Origin of the sequence: Mesorhizobium sp. WSM3868 (assembly GCF_002294785.1) — a bacterium.
GTDB lineage: Bacteria > Pseudomonadota > Alphaproteobacteria > Rhizobiales > Rhizobiaceae > Mesorhizobium.
Genome location: NZ_NSGB01000005.1, coordinates 324713 through 346097, shown reverse-complemented (window position 1 = coordinate 346097; position 21385 = coordinate 324713). Strand labels below are relative to the sequence as shown.

Annotated in this window: 16 protein-coding genes; 9 read left to right on the top strand and 7 right to left on the bottom strand. The window is 63.9% G+C overall.

The window, feature by feature from the left end; all coding sequences use genetic code 11:
• Positions 1-91: 91 nt before the first annotated feature.
• A complete protein-coding gene (locus CK221_RS11625) occupies positions 92-1003 on the bottom strand; it encodes a hypothetical protein (RefSeq protein WP_095777795.1) in 912 nt (303 codons plus the stop codon).
• 187 nt (positions 1004-1190) lie between these two features.
• On the opposite strand from CK221_RS11625, the gene CK221_RS11620 reads away from it, so the two are divergent.
• The 4 genes from CK221_RS11620 to CK221_RS11605 all read left to right on the top strand — a co-directional run bounded on the left by CK221_RS11620 (position 1191) and on the right by CK221_RS11605 (position 4875).
• Positions 1191-2063: an undecaprenyl-diphosphate phosphatase gene (locus CK221_RS11620; RefSeq protein WP_066995237.1), complete on the top strand. Its 873-nt coding sequence runs from the start codon at positions 1191-1193 to the stop codon at positions 2061-2063.
• Between the two features lie 54 nt (positions 2064-2117).
• Complete coding sequence (locus CK221_RS11615) at positions 2118-2903, top strand: phosphodiester glycosidase family protein (protein WP_095777794.1); 786 nt, start codon at positions 2118-2120, stop codon at positions 2901-2903.
• A 211-nt stretch (positions 2904-3114) separates the two neighbouring features.
• Complete coding sequence (locus tag CK221_RS11610) at positions 3115-4254, top strand: GH25 family lysozyme (protein WP_095777820.1); 1140 nt, start codon at positions 3115-3117, stop codon at positions 4252-4254.
• A gap of 138 nt (positions 4255-4392) precedes the next feature.
• Positions 4393-4875, top strand: coding sequence for a DUF2314 domain-containing protein (locus CK221_RS11605; RefSeq protein WP_095777793.1), 483 nt, complete (start codon positions 4393-4395; stop codon positions 4873-4875).
• A 232-nt stretch (positions 4876-5107) separates the two neighbouring features.
• Here the strand turns inward: CK221_RS11605 and CK221_RS11600 are convergent, their stop codons facing one another.
• Positions 5108-5479 carry a VOC family protein gene (locus tag CK221_RS11600; protein WP_095777792.1) on the bottom strand — a complete coding sequence of 124 codons (372 nt, stop codon included), beginning with the start codon at positions 5477-5479 and terminating at the stop codon, positions 5108-5110.
• A 160-nt stretch (positions 5480-5639) separates the two neighbouring features.
• A complete protein-coding gene (locus tag CK221_RS11595; RefSeq protein ID WP_095777791.1) occupies positions 5640-9431 on the bottom strand; it encodes a vitamin B12-dependent ribonucleotide reductase in 3792 nt (1263 codons plus the stop codon).
• Between the two features lie 722 nt (positions 9432-10153).
• On the opposite strand from CK221_RS11595, the gene gltX reads away from it, so the two are divergent.
• Complete coding sequence (gene gltX, locus CK221_RS11590; RefSeq protein WP_095777790.1) at positions 10154-11527, top strand: glutamate--tRNA ligase; 1374 nt, start codon at positions 10154-10156, stop codon at positions 11525-11527.
• On the opposite strand, the gene CK221_RS11585 is transcribed toward gltX, so the two are convergent.
• From CK221_RS11585 to CK221_RS11575, 3 genes are all read right to left on the bottom strand, one after another.
• Positions 11445-12653 (bottom strand): DUF2865 domain-containing protein, encoded by a 1209-nt coding sequence (locus CK221_RS11585; RefSeq protein WP_095777789.1) that lies wholly within the window; start codon positions 12651-12653, stop codon positions 11445-11447. The genes gltX and CK221_RS11585 overlap by 83 nt on opposite strands.
• 120 nt (positions 12654-12773) lie before the next feature.
• Positions 12774-15095, bottom strand: coding sequence for an NADP-dependent malic enzyme (locus CK221_RS11580; protein WP_095777788.1), 2322 nt, complete (start codon positions 15093-15095; stop codon positions 12774-12776).
• A 159-nt stretch (positions 15096-15254) separates the two neighbouring features.
• A complete protein-coding gene (locus tag CK221_RS11575; RefSeq protein ID WP_095777787.1) occupies positions 15255-16034 on the bottom strand; it encodes an SDR family oxidoreductase in 780 nt (259 codons plus the stop codon).
• A gap of 117 nt (positions 16035-16151) precedes the next feature.
• Between CK221_RS11575 and CK221_RS11570 the strand changes: the two genes are divergently transcribed.
• Positions 16152-16982, top strand: coding sequence for a UDP-2,3-diacylglucosamine diphosphatase (locus CK221_RS11570; protein ID WP_082980470.1), 831 nt, complete (start codon positions 16152-16154; stop codon positions 16980-16982).
• 142 nt (positions 16983-17124) lie between these two features.
• A complete protein-coding gene (locus tag CK221_RS11565; protein ID WP_095777786.1) occupies positions 17125-18339 on the top strand; it encodes an MFS transporter in 1215 nt (404 codons plus the stop codon).
• On the opposite strand, the gene dgcA is transcribed toward CK221_RS11565, so the two are convergent.
• Positions 18310-19293 (bottom strand): N-acetyl-D-Glu racemase DgcA, encoded by a 984-nt coding sequence (gene dgcA, locus CK221_RS11560; protein WP_095777785.1) that lies wholly within the window; start codon positions 19291-19293, stop codon positions 18310-18312. The two genes, CK221_RS11565 and dgcA, sit on opposite strands and share 30 nt — an antisense overlap.
• 76 nt (positions 19294-19369) lie before the next feature.
• Here dgcA and CK221_RS11555 point away from each other — a divergent pair, with 76 nt between their 5' ends.
• Entirely contained in the window at positions 19370-20557 is a 1188-nt protein-coding gene (locus tag CK221_RS11555) for an ABC transporter permease (RefSeq protein WP_095777784.1), read from the top strand.
• 1 nt (position 20558) lies between these two features.
• Positions 20559-21377 (top strand): ABC transporter ATP-binding protein, encoded by an 819-nt coding sequence (locus tag CK221_RS11550; RefSeq protein ID WP_066995274.1) that lies wholly within the window; start codon positions 20559-20561, stop codon positions 21375-21377.
• The last annotated feature ends 8 nt before the right edge of the window (positions 21378-21385 follow it).

Below are 21385 nucleotides of genomic sequence, written 5' to 3'. Positions count from 1 at the left end.
TCCACGGTCCCCAAATCATCAGGGCAACCAGTGAATCACGCTCCAAACAACCGCGCCAGAACTTCTTCAACAGCCTGTTAGGTCTTTCCGATCAGCTCGAATGCGCCGGCAAATAGCTGTAATGACTGCGGAGATAGGCGATTTTGTAGCCGAGCCGGGCGTAGTTGCGGTAGGCCGGACCGTCGCGTTCGGGGCGCGGCGCCTCGATGTCGGCGACGAACAGTCTTGCGCCGGTGGCTATGCCGTCGCGGACCAGCCTTTCGCCAAGCATGGCGTCGAGGTCGAAGCTCGGCGCCATGATGCCAGGCACCGGGGCGTCGATCCCGCTCCAGGCGGCGCCATCCGAGATGAACATTGAACGCACGGCAGCCACGGCGCTATCGCGTTTCAGCATGTAGTGACGCCAGCCCTCGCGGCCGACCAGGGCCATGAGCCAGGGCGAGGTGGGCAGCCTGTACCTCGCATCGATGAAGGAAGCCCATTCGGGAGCGGTCTTGGACGTAACCTCTTCGACCGACAGATCGTCTGCCGGGAACAGCGGCTCGGCAGGCAGCGGCGTTGCGTCGCGAAAAACTCGTTCCCAGTCGCTCTGATGCTGGAGCCCGCGCGCTTCCAGCCAGCAGCGCAGCCGGGAAGGCTCGGTGTGCGGGCTTGTGCAGAACCACGGCCGCAAGATGCCGGCAGCGCGGTAATGCGCCAGCAGCGAATCGAGCTGATCTTCCGTGGCCGGGCCGTCGACGCCGATGTTCTTCACGCAGTTGAAATGGATGAACGGGATCGTCGTGCAGGTGGTCCAGACGAGGTCGCCGTCGCGGGCGAGCGACAAGCCGTGCCGCGCGGCGAATTCCGTGGGCGCGGCATCGTAGAGATCGAGCCAGGCATTGACCTCTGCGCGCTCGATGGCGCGGCTCAAATCACGCGAGACCTCCTCGATCCCGATTTCCGGATGGTGCGACACCGGCGGGACAACCGGCTGCAGTTCCGAGAGGGCGGCAGTCGACATGCTAGTCCTCCTCCGATCTGCCTTACAGTGTAAGATTAGCGCATGATAATATGGAGGCGCCTGTTGTCAAGCAGGATAAGCGGCACCTTACAAATCCGTGAATTGGCTTCGCCGTACCATGAGGCTAAGCCTGCCCTTGAGGGGCTTTGCGCATAACAATTCATTTTTCGCCGGGGAAAGGACAGGGATGACGGACGTCTGCACGCAGGGATTGGACACCGGCTTTGTCAGCCTGGGCTACGCCAAGGTGGCGTTTCTCGGCATCGTGCAAGGCATCACCGAACTGCTGCCGATCTCTTCGACGGCGCATATGCGCGTCGTGCCCGCCGTGCTTGGCTGGCAGGACCCGGGCTCGGCCTTTTCTGCGGCTATGCAACTCGCGGCCCTTGCCGCGGTGATCAGCTATTTCTGGAGCGATGTCAGGGAAGTCGCGGTGGGGTCGCTGGCGGCGCTCACGCGCCGCGACTATGCCAACCGCTATTTCCGCCTGGCGATCGGCATCGTGCTTGCCACCGTTCCGATCGTCATCGCCGGCCTTGCGCTATCCAGCGTGCTCAATGCCTGCAACTCGCCGCTGCGCGGGCTGGCCGTGATCGGCTGGGCCTGCATCGCCATGGCTGTGCTGCTTGCGCTGTCGGAAATCTATGCCCGCCACAGGCTGACCCTGGACAAGGTGTCCGTGCTCGACGCCTTGCTCGTCGGCGTGGCCCAGGTCGGCGCGCTCATTCCCGGCGTGTCGCGCTCGGGATCGACGCTGACGGCGGCGCTGGGCCTTGGCTATGCCCGCCCGGAGGCGGCGCGGCTCTCCTTCCTGCTCGGCCTGCCGGCCATCGCGTTGGCCGGCCTGAAGGAGCTTTGGGAACTGCACAAGATTCACCTCGGCGCTTATGGCTGGTCGGTCCTGGCGGTCGGCCTCGTCGTCGCCTCGATTTCCGCCTTCTTCGCCATATGGGGACTGATGCGCGTGCTCGAGCGCTTTTCCGCCTGGCCCTTCGTCATCTATCGCGGCCTGCTCGGCGTCGTGCTGCTGATCGGCGTCGCCGTCGGCTGGCTGAGCTAGAGGCTTTCACCGAATCCGCTATACCGGCACCTGAACCTTGCTTCGGGTGCGCCTATGGACATTGCAACGCTGCTGCAATCGCTGCCGTTGCTGGCAGCGCTGGTGAAATCGGCGGTGCCGGCAGTAGTCGGTGCGGGCCTGGGGCTCAGCCAATGGGTCGCAGCGCTGCCGCCGTGCCGCAATCACACCTTCGAGACCGCGACCTATCTCGTCTGCGAGACGGACCCGAAGCATTACTCGATCGAGCTGTTCTGGAAGGATCCCGACGGCAAGCTCTACCAGTCGCTGCACAATCTTCGAAGCGCGCAGCAGGCGGCCGGACGCACCATGCTCTTCGGCATCAATGCCGGCATGTACCATCCCAATCTCGCGCCTGTCGGTCTCTATGTCGAGCGAGGGCAGCAGATCGCGTCGGCGAAGACCGGGGCCGGCTCCGGCAATTTCTCGATGCAGCCCAACGGCGTCTTCTATCTTAGCGACGGCAAGGCCGGCGTTCGCGCGACGAAGGATTATTTGAAGCATTCCCCGAAGGTGGACTATGCCACCCAGTCCGGGCCGATGCTGGTGATCGACGGAAAGCTGCATCCGAAATTCCAGGCCGACAGCCCTTCGCGAAAAATCCGCGATGGCGTCGGCGTGCGTGGCGACGGCGTCGTCGTCTTCGCCATCTCGAACGATGTGGTGACTTTCCACGAATTCGCGCGCCTGTTCCGCGACGAACTCGGCTGTCCCAACGCGCTCTTCCTCGACGGCTCGATCTCCAGCCTCTATGCGCCGGCCATTGGCCGCAACGACGATTTCTGGAATCTCGGGCCGATGATCGGCGTGTTCAGGCGCTAAGCAATTCGAGGAAAACCGAGAAGCGGTGTGCCGTTCGGAAATTGCGTGGAAACAAAGGCGGAGCTTTCATTGTCGGCTCGCCTGGCGAATCGCCCCGCTGAACCAAAGGTAAATTTTGATTCAAACTTTGTTGGTAATTTCTCATTAGGAATGGGGCTCCCGGCGGCGCTGTTCCGGCCCTCGGTCTGTTTTGTTTTGCGTGCAGGTCAAGATGCGGATTTTTGGCGTCGTCAGTTTCGTGCTTGCAGGGCTTTGCCTTGCCGGCTGCTCGTCTACCTCGGGCGTCGATGCCTTGCAGATGCCGTCGAACGAGACGACCAGTTCGGTCGTGCGGCCGAGCGCGCCGGTGACGAAGGCAGTGAAGACCGCCGACGCTGCGATGACGGTGGAGACCGTTTCCATGGCGGGCGCCGCGCGCATCAGGCCGCCGGCGTCGCTCCCTGGCGACCAGAATGCTCGTGTTGACGAGGACAACGCGCGTCCAGGGGATGAGAATTCGCGTCCCTTTGGCTTGGCCGAGGAAGAGACGGTGGCATTCCCGGCGCCGGACCTGCCGGATACGGTCGAGCCCCCGGTCGAGGCCGCAGCACTCGTCTCGCCGCCGAAGCGGCTGTCGCGCGCAGCGCCCGCGATGCTGGCTGGCCCTGTTACCCGCTATGCCTTTCGCGATGCCAAACCGATCAATTTCGGGCGCGCCTCGCCCAGGCACCTTGCCGTCCATGGCGTCGACGTGTCGCGCTGGCAGGGCAATATCAACTGGCAAAAGCTGCGCGCCCAGGGCGCCAACTTCGCCTACATCAAGGCGACCGACGGCGGCGACCATCTCGATCCGATGTTCATGAAAAACTGGCGCGGCGCCGATGCCGCCGGGCTGAAGCGCGGCGCCTATCATTTCTTCTACTGGTGCCGCACCGCCGGCGAGCAGGCCGACTGGTTCATCCGCAACGTGCCGCGGGTCCAAGGCGCGCTGCCGCCGGTCATCGATGTCGAGTGGAACGGCGAGTCCTCCTGCAAGCGCCGGCCTTCGCGCCAGAAGGTGCTGGAGAAGATGCAGGTGTTCATGGACAAGCTGGAGCGCCATTACGGCCAGCGGCCCATCATCTACACGTCGCCGGATTTTTATCGTGACAATCTGCGCGGCGCTTTCCTCGACTATCCGTTCTGGTTGCGCGCGGTGGCCGCCCATCCGTCAAAGGTCTATCCGGGCCGCAACTGGCTGTTCTGGCAATATTCGGGCTCCGGCCTGTCGCATGGCGTCAGCGGCCGCATCGACCTCAATGTCTTCCACGGCGACGAGCGGCAGTGGCGCAGGTGGCTGGGCGGCGGCGAGATGGTGGCCGACGCGAATTGAGGCCGTATGCTTCACCCGGCGCGGGGCGGCGATCGACGGCAATTTCAGGATTTCTCTAACCATCGACTCACCGTCTCCCTTAGCGGCGCGGCAACGGCCTTCCGGTAACGTGTCCGTGATCGCGTCTTGGAGGGGTCTATGCGCAAACTGATTGTCACTGCCGCTGTGGTGGCCGCCGTCGGCTACGGATTTTTCAATTCGCACCTGCGCGGCAATACGCCCAACGCCAATGTGGTCGCCTATTCAACCACCGACGAGGCGATGCAGGGCGCTAAGGCCAAGGGCCACTCGACGCTACCCCGCTTCCATGAGTTGATGGCCGCCCGCACGCCTGGCACCTATACGGTCAAGTTCCCGCTGACCCAGAACGGCGCCACCGAGCATATCTGGATGCAGCTTGTGGCTTTCAGCGACGGCCGCTTCGTCGGATTGCTGGCCGACAAGCCCGTCAACGGCAACCAGTACAAGATGGGCGACCGCATGACGGTTGCCGAGGCCGATGTCGAAGACTGGATGATCCGCAACGGCAGCGACGTCTATGGTGGCTACACGGTACGCCAGGCGCTGGCCGACATGCCGAAGGAACAGGCCGCGAAATACGGGATCACGTTCAAGGATTGAAGGCGGCGCTCCCTTCTCCCCACAAGAGCGGAGGAGAGGCCGTCCATCGCGCTTTCGTCGTCCTCGGGCTTGACCCGAGGACCCATGCCGTGACCATTTGCCGTAGGGCGCAGCGTGCAGAATTCTGAAACGCCGCAGCGCCTTGATGTAACGGCATGGATTCTAGGGTCTGCGCTGCGTCGCTTCGCTCCTTGCTCCGCCCTAGAATGACGAAGCCGAAGGGCATCGCCCGTCACGCCTCGTTGATCATCGCTTCGATGTTGTAACCGTCGGGATCGAGCACGAAGCAGGCGTAGTAGTTCGCCGCGTAGTCCGGACGCGGCCCGGGCGCGCCATTGTCCGCGGCACCTGCCTCCAGCGCCGCCCGATAGAACGCATCGACCTCCGCCTTGCTCTTCACCCGGAAGGCAACGTGCAGATGGGTGAGCGGCGGCTTCTCGCCCGCGCGCTGGATTTCGAACAGGCAGCCATTGCCGACATCGAAGGCCCAGAACACGCCCTCCTTGCCGAAGGAGAGGCTGTAGCCCAAGGGCGCAAAAGCCTTTTCGTAGAAGAGCTTGCTCTTCTCGAGGTCGCACACTTCGATGGTGATGTGGTCGATCATGGAAGGTCTTGGACAATCAGGCCAGTGCGGCCGGCCACGATGACGCGGCCGGCTTTGATCTATATTGGCGATGGCTGCATTTGGTTGCAACCAGATACCAGCCATCGGCCTTCAGCTTGCGAATAACTTCGCTGACTGTCAGCCTTGGCGGCATCGGGCCTCAGCTGCACCCGCTCGTCGAACCACACGTGTCGCACTTCTCGCAGGTGCCGTTCCGCACCATGGTGAAGTTGTGGCACTCCGAACATTCGTTGCCGGTGTAACCCTGGAGCAAGGACTGCTGGCGACGGGTGGCGGCTAGCTTCTTGGCCTCGGCGGCCTCGTTGGCGGCGGCGTCGGTGAAGAGCGCCTCGGCGCCGCCGGCGGCCTCGGCTTCCTCTTCCACCATCTCCTCGGCCAGTTCCCTGGCGCGCTCCTCATAGTCGCGCTTGTAGGCAAGGGCCTCGTCGCTTGCCGGCTTCAATGCCAGCACGTTGGAGCCGGCAAAGGCGGTGGGCGCTGCGCGGGCAGGGGCGGTCGTCGGGGCTGAGCCGCCAAAGCCCTTGGGGTCCGAACCGGCAGCCGACACCAGCTTCACCGGCGAGGCACCGCGATAGAGGCCCTTGGAGAAGGGCGTCGCCTTGCCTTCGGTGATGCCGCGGCCGAGCGCCGTCTTGTCGAAGTCCGACTGGTCGACATGGGCGAGGTCGTGGCGGCCGAGATAGGACACGGCAAGCTCGCGGAACACGTAGTCGAGGATCGACGTCGCGTTCTTGATCGCGTCATTGCCCTGCACCATGCCGGCCGGCTCGAACTTGGTGAAGGTGAAGGCCTCGACATATTCGTCGAGCGGCACGCCATATTGCAGGCCGAGCGAGATGGCGATGGCGAAGTTGTTCATCATGGCGCGGAAGGCAGCACCTTCCTTGTGCATGTCGATGAAGATCTCGCCGAGGCGGCCGTCGTCGAACTCGCCGGTCCTGAGATACACCTTGTGGCCTCCGACGACCGCCTTCTGCGTGTAGCCCTTGCGGCGGTTCGGCAGCTTCTCGCGGTCGCGGTAGAGACGCTCGATGACGCGCTCGACGATCTTTTCCGTCACCTGCACGGCGCGCTGCGCGGCGGGCGCCGCAATCAGCTGCTCGACCGCCTCGTCCTCGTCCTCCTCGCCGTCGGCGAGCAGCGAGGCATTGAGCGGCTGCGACAGCTTCGAGCCGTCGCGATAGAGCGCGTTGGCCTTCAGCGCCAGCTTCCAGGACAGCATGTAGGCGTTCTTGGCGTCCTCGACCGTCGCCTCGTTCGGCATGTTGATGGTCTTGGAGATGGCGCCCGAGATGAAGGGCTGCGCCGCGGCCATCATCAGGATGTGGCTCTGGATCGACAGCGAGCGCTTGCCGATCTTGCCGCAGGGGCTGGCGCAGTCGAACACCGGCAGGTGCTCGGCCTTGAGGAACGGTGCCCCTTCGAGCGTCATCGCACCGCAGACATGGATGTTGGCGGCGTCGATGTCCTTCTTGGAGAAGCCCAGCGCCGGCAGCATCTCGAAGGAAAAGTCGGAAAGCTGCTCGTCGGTGAAGCCGAGCGTCTCTTTCACCCAATCGGCGCCGAGCGTCCACTGGTTGAACACGAACTTGATGTCGAAGGCCGACTTCAGCGCCGCATTCAGCGCCGCGATCTTATCATCGGTGAAGCCCTTGGCCTTCAGCGAAGACGGGTTGATGCCGGGCGCCTGGTTGAGGTTGCCATGGCCGACGGCATAGGCCTCGATCTCGGCAATCTGGCTTTCGGAATAGCCGAGCGTGCGCAGCGCTTCCGGCACCGCGCGGTTGATGATCTTGAAGTAGCCGCCGCCGGCGAGCTTCTTGAACTTCACCAGCGCGAAGTCGGGCTCGATGCCGGTGGTGTCGCAGTCCATGACCAGGCCGATCGTGCCGGTCGGCGCGATCACGGTCGCCTGCGCGTTGCGATAGCCATGCTCCTCGCCGAGCTCGATGGCGCGATCCCAGGCGGCGCGGGCATGCTCGGCCAGCGCCTGCTGCTTCAGGTCGGAGGCGACCAGCGGCACCGGATTGACGGCGAGCTTCTCGTAGCCGTCCTTGTCGCCATAGGCGGCGCGGCGGTGGTTGCGCATGACGCGCAGCATGTTCTGGGCGTTGCGGTCATAGTCCGGGAAGGCGCCGAGCTCGGAAGCCATTTCGGCCGAGGTCGCATAGGCGATGCCGGTCATGATGGCGGTGAGCGCGGCGCAGATCGCCCGGCCCTCGTCGGAGTCGTAGGGAATGCCGGACGTCATCAACAGGCCGCCGATGTTGGCGTAGCCGAGGCCGAGCGTGCGGTAGTCGTAGGAGAGCTTGGCGATCTCCTTGGACGGGAACTGCGCCATCATCACCGAGATCTCGAGCACGACGGTCCACAGCCGAACGGTGTGCTCGTAAGCGGCGATGTCGATCGTGCCGTCTTCCTTGCGGTAGGGCAGGAGGTTGATCGAGGCGAGGTTGCAGGCCGTGTCGTCGAGAAACATGTATTCCGAGCACGGGTTGGAGGCCCGGATCGCACCGGCGGAGGCGCAGGTGTGCCAGTCGTTCATCGTCGTGTTGAAATGCAGGCCGGGATCGGCGGACGCCCAGGCGGCATAACCGATCTTTTCCCACAGGTCCCGCGCCTTCAGCGTCTTCAGCACCTTGCCGTCCTTGCGGGCGGTGAGCTGCCAGTCGCCGTCGGCCTCGACGGCGCGCAGGAAATTGTCCTTCAGCGACACCGAGTTGTTGGAGTTCTGGCCGGAAACGGTGAGATAGGCGTCAGAGTCCCAGTCGGTGTCGTAGGTCTTGAACGACATCGAGGTGTAACCCTGGCGGGCGAACTGGATGACGCGATAGATGTAGTTCTCCGGCACGGCGTCCTTCTTGGCCGCCTTGATCTCGCGCTTCAGCGCGGTGTTGAGGGCCGGGTCGAAGCAGTCGTCGCCATTGCCTTCGCAATTGACGCAGGCCTTCATGATCGCTTCGAGGTGCTTCTTGACGATCTTCGAGCCGGTCACCAGCGAGGCGACCTTCTGCTCCTCATTGACCTTCCAGTCGATGAAGTCCTCGATATCGGGATGGTCGGCGTCGACGATGACCATCTTGGCGGCGCGGCGCGTGGTACCGCCCGACTTGATTGCGCCGGCCGCGCGGTCGCCGATCTTGAGGAAGCTCATCAGGCCGGACGAGCGGCCGCCGCCGGACAGCTTCTCGCCTTCGCCGCGCAGCATCGAGAAGTTCGAGCCGGTGCCGGAGCCGTATTTGAACAGGCGCGCCTCACGCACCCACAGGTCCATGATGCCGCCCTCGTTGACGAGGTCGTCCTGAACGCTCTGGATGAAGCAGGCATGCGGCTGCGGATGCTCGTAAGCCGACTTGGACTTGGTCAGCTTGCCGGTGAAGGGGTCGACATAGAAGTGACCCTGGCTCGGCCCGTCGATGCCATAGGCCCAGTGCAGGCCGGTGTTGAACCATTGCGGCGAGTTCGGTGCCACGCGCTGAGTGGCCAGCATATAGGCAAGCTCGTCGCGGAAAGCGCGCGCATCTTCTTCCGACTTGAAGTAACCGCCCTTCCAGCCCCAATAGGTCCAGGTGCCGGACAGCCGGTCGAAGACCTGGCGGGCATCGGTTTCCGAACCATAGCGCTCGGCCTCAGGGAGCTTGGCGAGTTCGGCCTCATCGGCAACCGAACGCCACAGGAAGGAGGGGACGTCGTTCTCCTCGACCTTCTTCAGGCGCGCCGGGACGCCGGCCTTGCGGAAATATTTTTGGGCCAGGATGTCGGCCGCGACCTGGCTGAACTGCGCCGGCACATCGATGTTGTCGAGGCGGAACACCACCGAGCCGTCGGGATTCTTGATCTCCGACAGAGCCTTGCGGAATTCGATCTCCGCATAGGCTGCCCCTTCTTGACCTGCTTGGTCTGGCTTGGTGAAGCGACGCTCGATGCGCATTGGTTCGGTCCCTTTTGTCTGCATATAGCGCTTTTCCCCAGGGATTGCTGCCCCGCCAGGCGAAAAGCACGGTCCGCCGTTTGCCGGCATCGCAGGCGACGCCGGCATTCTCCTCGTCGCGGGCAGCACCGTGCAGACAAGCAAACGCCCTTCCAGGCGCTCACCAGGCTGCAGGCCGACCCGCGGGTCCCTCAAAACTGAAACTTTTGTCGATTCCCTCGGAAGAGGGAGGTTCACACTATCTAGGGTCGAGCCTGCCTGCAAACACTAAATATAGTGTTAACAGATCATTTTTTCCAGCCCGACAATTCTCCCTTTCGCCCACCCAAGCCCCATCATACCCAACGCTTCCGCCGGCCTCGTGAACGGGCGGAAATGTGGGCAAAACGCACAAAATCCGGGAAAAAAGACCGGCTTCTGAACTCTCCGGTCACGCCCGCAACAGGAGCGCATGGCCTATAAAAAGCGACTCGTTCTGACCCGTCAAGGATTCGTTTTTGTAGGTTTTGTGACCCCAATATGTTGTGTGTCACAAATGTGGATAACGGGGACAGAAAGGCGCATCGAAAAGCCTTTATTTGACGGTCCTTGCGGACGGTTCGTCGGGTTGCCCGGGGGCCGGGCCCGACGGGCGGCTTTTCATTTTAGCTGGCTTGCACTATCTGTTGCCCTGCGCGGGGGCGTGTCTTGTCAAGCCTGGAAGCATTCGCTACGCCCCGCTCATGACAGTTACCGTTCGTTTCGCCCCGTCGCCGACCGGCCGCATCCACATCGGCAATGCCCGCACCGCGCTGTTCAACTGGCTTTTCGCCATGAACAACAAGGGCCGCTACATCCAGCGCTTCGACGATACAGACGTTGCCCGTTCGACGCAGGAATTCGCCGATTCAATTCTCTATGACCTGCATTGGCTCGGCATTTTTCCCGACGTTACCGAATACCAGTCGCGTCGCTTTGAAGTCTATGACGCCGCGGTGGAGCGGCTGAAGGCGGCGCGCGTGCTTTATGCCTGCTACGAAACGCCGGAGGAGTTAGACCTGCGCCGCAAGGTGCGCCGCACGCGCGGCCTGCCGCCGGTCTATGGCCGCGAGGCATTGACGCTGACGCCGGAGCAGGTGGCCGAATACGAATCCGACGGGCGCCGGCCGCATTGGCGCTTTCTTTTGCCGAACTTCACCGGCGACCCGCTGCAGCCCGAGCGGACCGAGGTGCACTGGAACGACCTTGTGCGCGGCGAGGAGACCGTCGATCTCGCCTCACTGTCGGACCCGGTCCTGGTGCGTGAGGACGGCACTTATCTCTACACGCTGCCTTCGGTGGTCGACGACATCGAGATGGGCGTCACCCATGTCATACGCGGCGACGACCACGTGACCAACACCGGCGTGCAGATCGCCTTGTTCCAGGCGCTGGGCGCTGAGCCGCCGGTGTTCGGGCACCACAATCTCTTGACCACCGTGTCGGGTGAGGGGCTGTCGAAGCGCACCGGCGCGCTGTCGATCGAAAGCCTGCGCGAGGACGGCATCGAGCCGATGGCTGTCGCCTCACTTGCCGTGCTCGTTGGCACATCGGAGAATGTCACGGCAGCGCACGATCTCAACGAGCTCGCCAGCCATTTCGACCCGGCCGCGACATCCAAGTCTGCCGCCAAGTTCGATCCCGACGAGCTTTTCGTGCTCAATCGCACGCTGATGCACCAAATGCCGTTCGAGGAGGCGCGCGACCGGCTGATTGTGCTTGGCATTTCCGGCGACAGGGCCGAGCCCTTCTGGCTCGCCGTGCGCGGCAATATCGACCGTTTGTCCGACGCTGTCGCCTGGTGGCGAATCCTGAGTGACGGGCCGCAGGAGCCGGCGGAATTTTCCGGCGAGGACCGTGATTTCCTCCACCAGGCGTTCGACCTGTTGCCGGAAGAGCCTTGGAACGGCACGGTCTGGAAGGATTGGACCGGCAAGATCAGGGAAGCGACGGGCCGCAAGGGCAAGCCGCTGTTCATGCCGCTGCGGCTTGCCCTTACCGGGCGGTCTTCGGGGCCGGAGCTTGCAGATCTATTGCCGCTGATGGGTCGGGAAGGAACGCTGGCCCGACGACCCTGACCTTGCGCTGTTCCGGCGGCAGGGCCGAAACCGGTGACGCCGGCACCTTGGCGGTCAGCTGCTTGATAGCCGCGCGGTCGAGCCCGCCTGCAGCGTTGGCGAGCGTTTCGGGATCGGCGCCAGCATCGAGCTTGGCCGCCGGCGCCGGCACGAGGGTCGTCACCCCGCTGTCCGGCTGCGGCTGCTCCGGATTGGGCGGATTACCGCCTATGATCGAGAAGTTTTCGGCCTGGGCGTTGCAGCCGCATTGCGGCGGCCGCGAGTAGTTGGCCTGCTTGTAGAGATAGGCCGTCGGCAGCTTGCTGTAAGGACGGCCGGTCGCCGAGGATGTCATGTTGCCGGCGTCATCGTCCATGCCGCGCGTGTAGAAGACCTGCATTTCGGTGCCGGGGCAGCTCGATTCGCAATTCTTCTGATCGCGCTCGAAATCGCCAACAGAGGCGGCGTTCGACATCGGGAAGAAATAGCCGTCGCAGGTGCGCACGCAGACGGTGCGGAACTCGTCGTTCATCCTCGGCAGGTTCATGCCGTCGGGTTGGTTGATCACCCGGCGGATGTTGCGCGCGCCGGGATCGTCTGGCGGAAGCGCTTCAGGCGTGTCGAGCGAAGCGATCTCCTCGTCGCCACGGCCGAAGAGCTGCTCGAACAGATTGCCGCCACCATTGTTGCGGGCGGCCTCCTGGATCGGGGCGCGAGGCGCCTCGACTTCATCATCGCGGCAGCCATTGGCGTCGAGCGCCGCAAGAATGCGGCTGCGGTCGCGCCGCGTGCCGCCGCCGGCCAGCCGCTGGCGCTTGGCCTGCAAGATGTCGAGATTGGCGTTCATGCGCTTTATCGAGACATTGATCGCCGCGCATTGGCTGGCATTGCGCGAAAACAGCGCGAAGCCGCAATTGGCATCACCGGCGCGGCCGCGCGCCTTGGCCAGCTGCTCGCGCTGGCGGGCGATCGCGTCGTCATATTTGCGGATCAGTCCCGGACCGCCGCTACCGCCGCGCGTGGCTGCAAGCTCCGCTTCGAGCTGGTGGCAGGTGCGAGAAGCCGCCTGCGGCTCGGTCACAGCGACAGCCGACGCCGCCAACGCTGCAAACAGCGCAGCAAGGTGCGTCAGCTTCAACCCCTTCATCCGCCTGGAATCCCGATTGCCGGTGGAAGGCTACCGCGTTCGTGGTTAACTGTTCCCTAGCTTTCGACTCAACACAAATCCGCTGGCGCGAGCTCGCACAACCCAGAGCTCACCCTCAACTCAGATCGGGGCGAGCGCCTGCGCCTTGTGCGCCGCCTCGACGACCGCCAGTGCCGTCATGTTGACAACGCCGCGCGAGGTCACCGAAGGCGTCAGGATGTGCGCGGGCTTGTCGGTGCCGAGCAGGATCGGCCCGACATGCAGCGCGTCCATCATGGCACGCAGCGCCGTCAGCGTGATGTTGGCCGAATCGAGGTTCGGGAACACCAGCAGATTGGCTTCCCCTTTCAGCCGCGAATGCGGGTAGACGCGCTGGCGCAGATGCTCGGAAAGAGCCGAGTCGGCATGCATCTCGCCGTCGCACTGCAGCTCCGGCGCGATGCGGGCGAGGATGGCAGCGGCCTCGCGCATCTTGAGCGCGCCGGGCGAATCGCGCGAGCCGAAATCCGAATGCGACAGCAGCGCAGCCTTCGGCTCGATGCCGAAGCGCTGGATTTCTTCCGCCGCCAGCACCGTCATCTCGGCGATCTCCTCCGCCGTCGGATCGACGGAGACATGGGTGTCGGTGAGGAAGATGATGCCGCGCTGCGAGATCAGCATCGACAGCGTCGAGAGATCGCGGTCCTTGATGCCCGGACGCGGCCCGATGATCAGCGTGACATTGCGGAGATGGCGCTCGAAGCGGCCTTCGAGCCCGCAAATCATCGCATCCGCATCGCCGCGCTTCAACGCAAGCGCCGCGATCACCGTGTTGTTGGTGCGCACCATGGTGCGAGCGGCTTCCGTCGTTATACCGCGGCGGCCGGCGAGCTCGATCAGCAGATCGACATAGTGCCGGTAGCGCGGATCGTCCTCCGGATTGATCAGGCCGAAATCGACGCCCGGCCGGATGCGCAGGCCGTAACGCTTCAGCCTCACTTCCACGACATGCGGACGGCCGATCAGGATCGGCTCGGCGATGCCTTCCTCAAGGACCACCTGTGCCGCCCGCAGCACGCGCTCGTCCTCGCCGTCGGCGTAGATGACGCGCTTCGCGCCGGCGGCCTTGGCCGAGGAGAACACCGGTTTCATCACCAGGCCGGAGCGGAAGACGAAGCGGTTGAGCTTGTCGACATAGGCCGCGAAATCGGCAATCGGCCGCGTCGCCACGCCGGTGTCGCAGGCGGCTCTCGCCACCGCCGGCGCGATGCGCAGGATGAGCCGCGGATCGAAGGGCGAGGGGATCAGGAAGTCCGGCCCGAAGACCGGCGTCTCGCCGGAATAGGCGCGGGCGGCGACGTCCGAGGGCTCCTCGCGGGCCAGCGCCGCGATCGCTCTGACCGCGGCCATCTTCATCTCCTCGTTGATGGCGCTCGCCCCGCAATCCAGCGCGCCGCGGAAGATGTAAGGAAAGCAGAGCACGTTATTGACTTGATTGGGAAAATCGGAGCGCCCGGTGCAGATCATGGCGTCGGGCCGTGCCGCGCGCGCCACCTCAGGCATGATCTCCGGCGTCGGGTTGGCGAGCGCCAGGATCAGCGGCTTCGGCGCCATGTGCTGCAGGAGTTCTGGCTTCAGCACGCCGGCGGCGGAGAGGCCGAGAAAGACGTCGGCGCCGGGGATGACATCGGTCAGCGTGCGCGCTTGGGTGTCCTTCACATAAGGGTCTTTCCAGCGGTCCATCTCCTCGACCCGGCCTTTGTAGGCGACGCCGAAACGATCGGTGACCCAGATATTTTCGACCTTGGCCCCGAGCGAGACCAAAAGGTTGAGGCAGGCGAGCGCCGCAGCGCCCGCGCCGGACGTGACGATCTTGATGTCGGAGATCGATTTGCCGGCGAATTCCAGCCCGTTGAGCACCGCGGCGGCGACGATGATTGCCGTGCCATGCTGGTCGTCATGGAAAACCGGAATGCCCATGCGGGCCTTCAGCCGTTCCTCGACCTCGAAGCATTCAGGCGCCTTGATGTCCTCGAGATTAATGCCGCCGAAGGTCGGCTCGAGCGCGGCCACCGTCTCGACCATGCGCTCGATCTCGGGAGCATCGATCTCGATGTCGAACACATCGATGCCGGCGAATTTCTTGAACAGCACCGCCTTGCCTTCCATCACCGGCTTGGAGGCGAGCGGGCCGATATTGCCCAGCCCAAGCACCGCCGAGCCGTTGGAGACAACGCCGACGAGGTTGGCGCGCGCCGTGTAGTCGGCGGCGGCCGCCGGATCGTCCCGGATCTCGAGACAAGGAGCGGCAACGCCCGGCGAATAGGCAAGCGCGAGATCCCGCTGGTTGCCCAGCGGCTTGGTCGCCTGGATCTCGAGCTTTCCCGGGGTGGGGTGCTTGTGAAAGAAGAGCGCGGCCTCATCGAGGTCCGATCGGGCCGTTTTCTTGCTCTCGCCGTCCATTCGCGGCCCTCCTGCTTCTTGCTTTCGAGCCTTTTAGCATGCAGCGGCGATTCTTCGCGACGCCAAATGTCGGCCCTGGCATTCACAATGCCGAGGCGAAGATAATCGATGCATTTCAGCCTGTTGGCTCGGAAACTTGCGGCGGATTGACGAAGCTCGTCAGAACGCACTGACGTAGAGCCCACCGTCGACCGGGATGTTCTGTCCAGTGAGATAGCCGGCATGAACCGAGCACAGGAAGGCGCAGATCTGGCCGAACTCTTCCGGCGTGCCGAGGCGCTTTGCCGGTACGTCGGCGCTGATGCGGGCCTTGCGCGCGGCGGCCGCTGCCGGGTCTTCCGGCGTGCCGGCTTCATGCGGGCCACGCAACCGGTCGGTGTCGAGCTTGCCGGGCAACAGGCTGTTGATGGTGACGTTGCGGTCGATGACGGTGCGCGCCACGCCGGCAAGGAACGAGGTCAGGCCGGCGCGGGCGCCCGACGACAGGTCGAGGCCCGGGATCGGCACATAGACCGACAGCGACGTGATGTTGACGATGCGGCCGAAGCCGCGCTTGGCCATGCCGTCGATGACCGCCTGGATCAGCTCGATCGGCGTCACCATGTTCTGCGTCACGCCTTCGAGGATTTTCGCGCGGTCGAGCTCGCGGAAATCGCGAAGCGGCGGGCCGCCATTGTTGTTGACCAGGATGTCGGGGGCGGGGCAGGCGGCAAGCAATGCCTTCTGCACTTCCGGCTTCGAGACGTCGCCGGCGATCTCGATCACCTCGACACCGAATTTTTCGCGGATTTCCTGCGCCGTCTTCGCCAACAGCTCGGCGTTGCGACCGTTGATGACAAGGTCGACGCCGGCTTTGGCCAGCGCAATCGCGCATCCGCGCCCCAGTCCCTTGCTCGAGGCGCAGACGATGGCCTTCTTGCCGCGAATGCCGAGATCCATGGTGATTTCTCCTTTTTCGAGGGCGGCACGCTAGCGCCTGGGCTGGACCAACCGCAACCGTCATACGGTTGTTGCATGAATCGAGGCATAGCACGCCAAAGAAAGGTGGAAATCGCGATGTCCGGTCCAGAGCCCCGCACTTTTCGCACCATGTTCATTTCCGACGTGCATCTCGGCTCGAAAGCGGCCAAGGCCGATTTCCTGATCGATTTCCTGCGCCACCATGACGCCGATACCATCTACCTGGTCGGCGACATCGTCGACGGCTGGCGCCTGCGGCGCAGCTGGCATTGGCCGCAGAGCCATAACGACGTGGTGCAGAAATTGCTGCGCAAGGCGCGCAAAGGCGCCTCGATCACCTACATCGCCGGCAACCACGACGAGTTCGCCCGCCAGTTCCAGGGCGTGCATTTCGGCGGCATCGTCGTTGCCGACCGCGCCATTCATGAGACCGCCGACGGCAGGCGGCTTCTCGTCATCCATGGCGACCAGTTCGACACTGTGGTGCACAACCAGCGCTGGCTCGCTTACCTCGGCGACTACGCCTATGACACGGCAATGCTGGTCAATCGCCTCGTGACGAGGCTGCGCCACCTGCTCGGCCTGCCTTACTGGTCGTTCTCTTCCTGGGCGAAGGTCAAGGTGAAGAAGGCGGTGAACTTCATCGGATCGTTCCAGACGGTGCTCTCCGAGGAAGCGCGGCGCTCGCATGTCGACGGCGTGATCTGCGGCCACATCCATCACGCCGCGATCGAAAGCTATGGCGACGTGCAATACATCAACACCGGCGACTGGGTGGAAAGCTGCACCGCGGTGGTCGAGCATTTCGACGGCCGCATGGAGATCCTGACCTGGGCGCATGTGCTGCCCGAAGTTCCGGCCGGCAAGGACGCGCCGGTGCGCGTCGATCTCATCGATCTCAAGGGCAGGGCGGTCAAGGCTGCCTGAGCGCCTTTCCGGCTCCGAGGTTCCTTGTCTTTCAACAGCTTTAGCCAGATCGACTGGTCCAGGCGGTTCCGCCGCGCCTTGCCGCGTGATAGGGATCGAAACGCGTTGCGGGTCGTGGAATGCAGCGTAATTGGATCGATTCATGTCGCTGCCGCCACTTTCGCCTGAGCAACTCGTCAAGCCCGCCCATTTCGAACTGCGCATGAGCCTGATCTTCGCGACATTGTTCGTGTCGCAGGGGACCCATCTGCCCTATTTTCCGCTCTGGCTGGAGGCGAAAGGCTTCCACGCCGAACAGATCGCCGTCATCCTGGCCGCGCCGATGTTCCTGCGCGTCGTGACGACGCCGATGCTCACCGCGTTTGCCGACCGGGCGAAGGACCGCGCCAATGTATATATCGCGCTGGTCGCGGCGACGATGATCATTTCGGCCGGCTATTTCCTGCCGACCACCTATGCGGGCGTGCTGGCCATCTCGCTGTTGCTTTCGATCCCCTGGACGCCGCATTCGCCGATGGCCGATTCGCTGGCTCTGTCGGGCGTCCGCCGCTTCGGCTCCAACTACACCGCCATGCGCAAATGGGGTTCGATCTCCTATTTCTGCGCCAATATAATCGGCGGCTTCATCCTGGCGGCCACCGGCCCCCAAGCAGTTCCGGCGATCATCTTTGTGGCCCTTGCCGCAGCGCTTGCCGCGGGTTTGTGGGCGCCGCGGATGGGCAAGCCTCGCAAGGCGTCGCCATTATCGGCGACCGACATTCAGCATTCGGCGCCAAGCCTCTTCAACGCCTATTTCCTCTATTTCACGCTGGGTGTCGGCATCATCACCGCCAGCCACGCCTTTCTTTACGGCTTCGTGTCGATCTACTGGAAGTCGATCGGCATCAGCGATTCCGTCGTGGGCCTGCTGTGGGCCTGGGGCGTGGTTGCCGAGGTCTGCATGTTCTTGTTCTTCAACCGCATTTTCGCCTCCGTTTCCGTCGTCAGGGTGATGGTGATCGCCGGCATCGGCTCGATCCTGCGATGGGTCGCCTTTCCGCTGGTCTGGCCGCTGGGCCTCGGCGTCGTCGGCTTCTTCGGCGTCCAGACGCTGCATGCGGTTTCGGTGGCGATGGTGCTGATCGGCCTGCAGAAGATGATCGGCGAAACGGTTTCCGAAGAGCGCACGGGCGCCGCGCAAGGCATCGCCTATTTCTTCAACGGCTTCTTCATGGCCGCGGTCACGCTGGTCTCCGGCCCGCTCTACGATCGTCTTGGCGTCGACGGGTTCCTGGCGATGATCCCGATCGCGATCATCGGCCTCGCGCTGATCGGGCTTGCCGCGCGCTCAGCCCCACAGCGCCGGCTGAGGCGGTGAGACCAGCGAGCCCTGGTAGACCAGACCCGGTTCGCGGTCGTGCGCCAAGAGCAGCGGCCCGTCGAGGTCGACGAAATCGGCGCCTTGAGCCAACAGCACTGCCGGCGCCATGGCGAGCGACGTGCCGACCATGCAGCCGACCATGATGCCGAAACCCAGCTCCCGGGCACGATCGCGAAGGATCAGCGCTTCGGTCAGTCCGCCAGTTTTGTCGAGCTTGATGTTGACGACGTCATAGAGGCCGACCAGCGCTTCGAGGTTCTTCGCCTCGTGCACGCTTTCGTCGGCGCAGATCGGCACGGGATGCGCGATTTCGCGCAAGATGCCATCACGGCCGGCCGGCAGCGGCTGCTCGATCAGCACTATGCCGTGCTCGGCTGCGAATGCGAGATTCTCGACGATGTTGTTATCGGTCCAGCCCTCGTTAGCGTCGAGTATGATGCGGCTTTGCGGGGCGGCTTGCGTCAGGGCGCGAATCCTTGCCGCGTCGTTGTCGCCGCCGATCTTGACCTTGAGCAGTGGCCGCGAGGCAGCGGCGCGGGCCTGCGCCGCCATCGCCTCAGGTTCGGCGAGCGACAGCGTGTAGGCGGTTTCAAGCGCCTTCGGCGAAACGACCCCGATTGCGTCCGCCACCGGCCTAGCGCCCAGCTTGGCTTCGAGATCCCACAAGGCGCAGTCGATGGCATTGCGGGCCGCGCCCGCCGGCATGGCCGCGAGCAAGGCGGTGCGGCCGATGCCGTCGATGATCTGGCCGCGCATCGCCTCGATTGCGGCGCGCACGCCTTCCATCGTCTCGCCGTAGCGCCTGTAGGGCACGCATTCGCCGCGTCCGACATGTCCGTTGTCGGCGATCGTCACGGTGATGACTTCGGCCTCGGTTTTCGAGCCGCGCGAGATGGTGAAAGTGCCCGCGATGGGGAATCGCTCCGCCTCGACCGAAATGACACGCGCCATATTTTTCTTCTCCGGCTGTGCGACCCGGTCTCCCGGCAAATCGACACGCCAGTCCCGTCACGCTAAACAGGACGCCATGTTGACCATCCGCAAACGCGACGCAAGCCGCACGCCCGCCGGTGATGCCAATCACCAGCCGCGCATTGCCGTCGGCGAGGAAGGCGACGTGCTCGGCTGCGCTTTCTCGGGTGTCTGGACGACGCGGACCGTGGCATCGATCGATGCCGAAATGCGCAAGATCGAAAACCGCAACAGCGCCAAGAAGCTGATGCTCGACCTTTCCCAGATCGAGAAGATGGACACGGCCGGCGCCTGGCTGATCGATCGGCTGGCGAGCGCTTTCGAGAAGAAAGGCGTCGAAGTCCATGTGCAGGGGCAGAGCGAGATCGCCTCAATCCTGCTCGGCGCGGTCGGCGACGCGGTGCGACGCGAACCCGAATCGGGGCCGGCCGGACCGCCCAACATCATCCTGCGCGCGCTGGAGCTGGTCGGCCGCCGCGTCTACGAGATGCGCGACGATTTTCTGGCCTCGATGAACATCCTCGGCGCCACCATCCGCGGCGCGCAGATGAAGCTCGGCCGCGGCCATGCCGTCAATCCGGCAGCAATCTTCAACCAGATCGACCGTATGGGCGTCGGCGCCATTCCCGTGGTGGTGCTGATGTCGGCCATCGTCGGCGCCATCGTCGCCCAGCAAGGCGCTTATCAGCTTAGCTATTTCGGTGCCGACATTTTCGTTGTCGACCTCGTCGGCGTGCTGATCCTGCGCGAGCTTGGCGTGCTGATGACCGCGATCATGCTGGCCGGCCGCTCGGGCAGCGCCATCACCGCCGAGATCGGCTCGATGAAGATGCGCGAGGAGGTCGACGCGCTGAAGGTGATCGGGTTGAACCCGATCGGCGTGCTGGTGTTTCCGCGGCTCGTCGCCTTGGTGATTGCGCTGCCGTGCTTGACGATCATCGCGAATTTCGCCGCGCTCGGCGGCGGCATCATCGCCGCCTGGCTCTATTCCGACATTCCACCGGCGGCATTCATCGATCGGCTGCGGGTCGCCATCGACCTCAGCACCATTTTTGCCGGGCTGATCAAGGCGCCGTTCATGGCCATGATCATCGGCACCATCGCTTCGGTCGAGGGCATGAAGGTCGGCGGCAGCGCCGAATCGCTCGGCCAGCACGTGACCGCGTCGGTGGTGAAGTCGATCTTCGTCGTCATCATCCTCGACGGGCTTTTCGCCATGTTCTACGCATCGATCGGGTTTTGAGATGGCGGTTGCAAGCGGCAACGGGGTCAACACGGCGCAGAACGCGGACGAGAGCGAGATCGTGCTTTCGGTCCGTGACGTCACGGTTGCCATCGAAGACAAGCTGATCCTCGACAAGCTTTCGCTCGACATCGAGCGCGGCGAGATCCTGGGGTTCGTCGGCGCCTCGGGCGCCGGCAAGTCGGTGTTGCTGCGCACCATCCTCGGGCTTATGCCGAAGCAATCGGGAACCATCAGGCTGTTCGGCGTCGACGTCGACAAGGCAAGCGAGATCGAGCGCCTGCGCATCGACATGCGGCTTGGCGTCCTGTTCCAGCACGGCGCGCTGTTTTCGGCGCTGACGGTGCTGGAAAACGTGCAGGTGCCGATGCGCGAGTATCTCGACCTGCCGAAGAAGCTGATGGACGAGCTCGCCATGCTCAAGATCGAGCTGGTCGGGCTGCCGCCGGACGCAGCGCAGAAATTCCCCTCCGAGCTGTCGGGCGGCATGATCAAGCGCGCGGCGTTGGCTCGCGCGCTGGCGCTCGATCCGGACATCGTCTTCCTCGACGAGCCGACCTCGGGCCTCGATCCGATCAGCGCGGCCGAATTCGACGAATTGGTCGTCAAGTTGCGCGATACGATGGATTTGACGGTCTACATGGTCACGCACGACCTCGACACGCTGTTCACCGCCTGCGACCACGTGGCGGTGCTCGGCAAGAAGAGGGTGCTGGTCGAAGGCACGATCGACGACATGCTGAAAAGCGAGGAGCCGTGGGTAAAATCCTATTTCCGCGGAAAACGCGCCCGGCAACTTGATCTTGCGGCTCGCGCATAGCCATAAGT

Excerpts from the sequence above, each read along its gene's own strand:
- CK221_RS11600 (WP_095777792.1), bottom strand. The coding sequence starts at position 5,479 with ATGATCGACCACATCACCATCGAAGTGTGCGACCTCGAGAAGAGCAAG.
- CK221_RS11625 (WP_095777795.1), bottom strand. The coding sequence starts at position 1,003 with ATGTCGACTGCCGCCCTCTCGGAACTGCAGCCGGTTGTCCCGCCGGTG.
- CK221_RS11575 (WP_095777787.1), bottom strand. The coding sequence starts at position 16,034 with ATGGATCTCGGCATTCGCGGCAAGAAGGCCATCGTCTGCGCCTCGAGC.
- CK221_RS11615 (WP_095777794.1), top strand. The coding sequence starts at position 2,118 with ATGGACATTGCAACGCTGCTGCAATCGCTGCCGTTGCTGGCAGCGCTG.
- CK221_RS11565 (WP_095777786.1), top strand. The coding sequence starts at position 17,125 with ATGTCGCTGCCGCCACTTTCGCCTGAGCAACTCGTCAAGCCCGCCCAT.
- gltX (WP_095777790.1), top strand. The coding sequence starts at position 10,154 with ATGACAGTTACCGTTCGTTTCGCCCCGTCGCCGACCGGCCGCATCCAC.
- CK221_RS11550 (WP_066995274.1), top strand. The coding sequence starts at position 20,559 with ATGGCGGTTGCAAGCGGCAACGGGGTCAACACGGCGCAGAACGCGGAC.
- CK221_RS11555 (WP_095777784.1), top strand. The coding sequence starts at position 19,370 with ATGTTGACCATCCGCAAACGCGACGCAAGCCGCACGCCCGCCGGTGAT.
- CK221_RS11605 (WP_095777793.1), top strand. The coding sequence starts at position 4,393 with ATGCGCAAACTGATTGTCACTGCCGCTGTGGTGGCCGCCGTCGGCTAC.
- CK221_RS11595 (WP_095777791.1), bottom strand. The coding sequence starts at position 9,431 with ATGCGCATCGAGCGTCGCTTCACCAAGCCAGACCAAGCAGGTCAAGAA.
- CK221_RS11570 (WP_082980470.1), top strand. The coding sequence starts at position 16,152 with ATGTCCGGTCCAGAGCCCCGCACTTTTCGCACCATGTTCATTTCCGAC.
- CK221_RS11585 (WP_095777789.1), bottom strand. The coding sequence starts at position 12,653 with ATGAAGGGGTTGAAGCTGACGCACCTTGCTGCGCTGTTTGCAGCGTTG.
- dgcA (WP_095777785.1), bottom strand. The coding sequence starts at position 19,293 with ATGGCGCGTGTCATTTCGGTCGAGGCGGAGCGATTCCCCATCGCGGGC.
- CK221_RS11610 (WP_095777820.1), top strand. The coding sequence starts at position 3,115 with ATGCGGATTTTTGGCGTCGTCAGTTTCGTGCTTGCAGGGCTTTGCCTT.
- CK221_RS11620 (WP_066995237.1), top strand. The coding sequence starts at position 1,191 with ATGACGGACGTCTGCACGCAGGGATTGGACACCGGCTTTGTCAGCCTG.
- CK221_RS11580 (WP_095777788.1), bottom strand. The coding sequence starts at position 15,095 with ATGGACGGCGAGAGCAAGAAAACGGCCCGATCGGACCTCGATGAGGCC.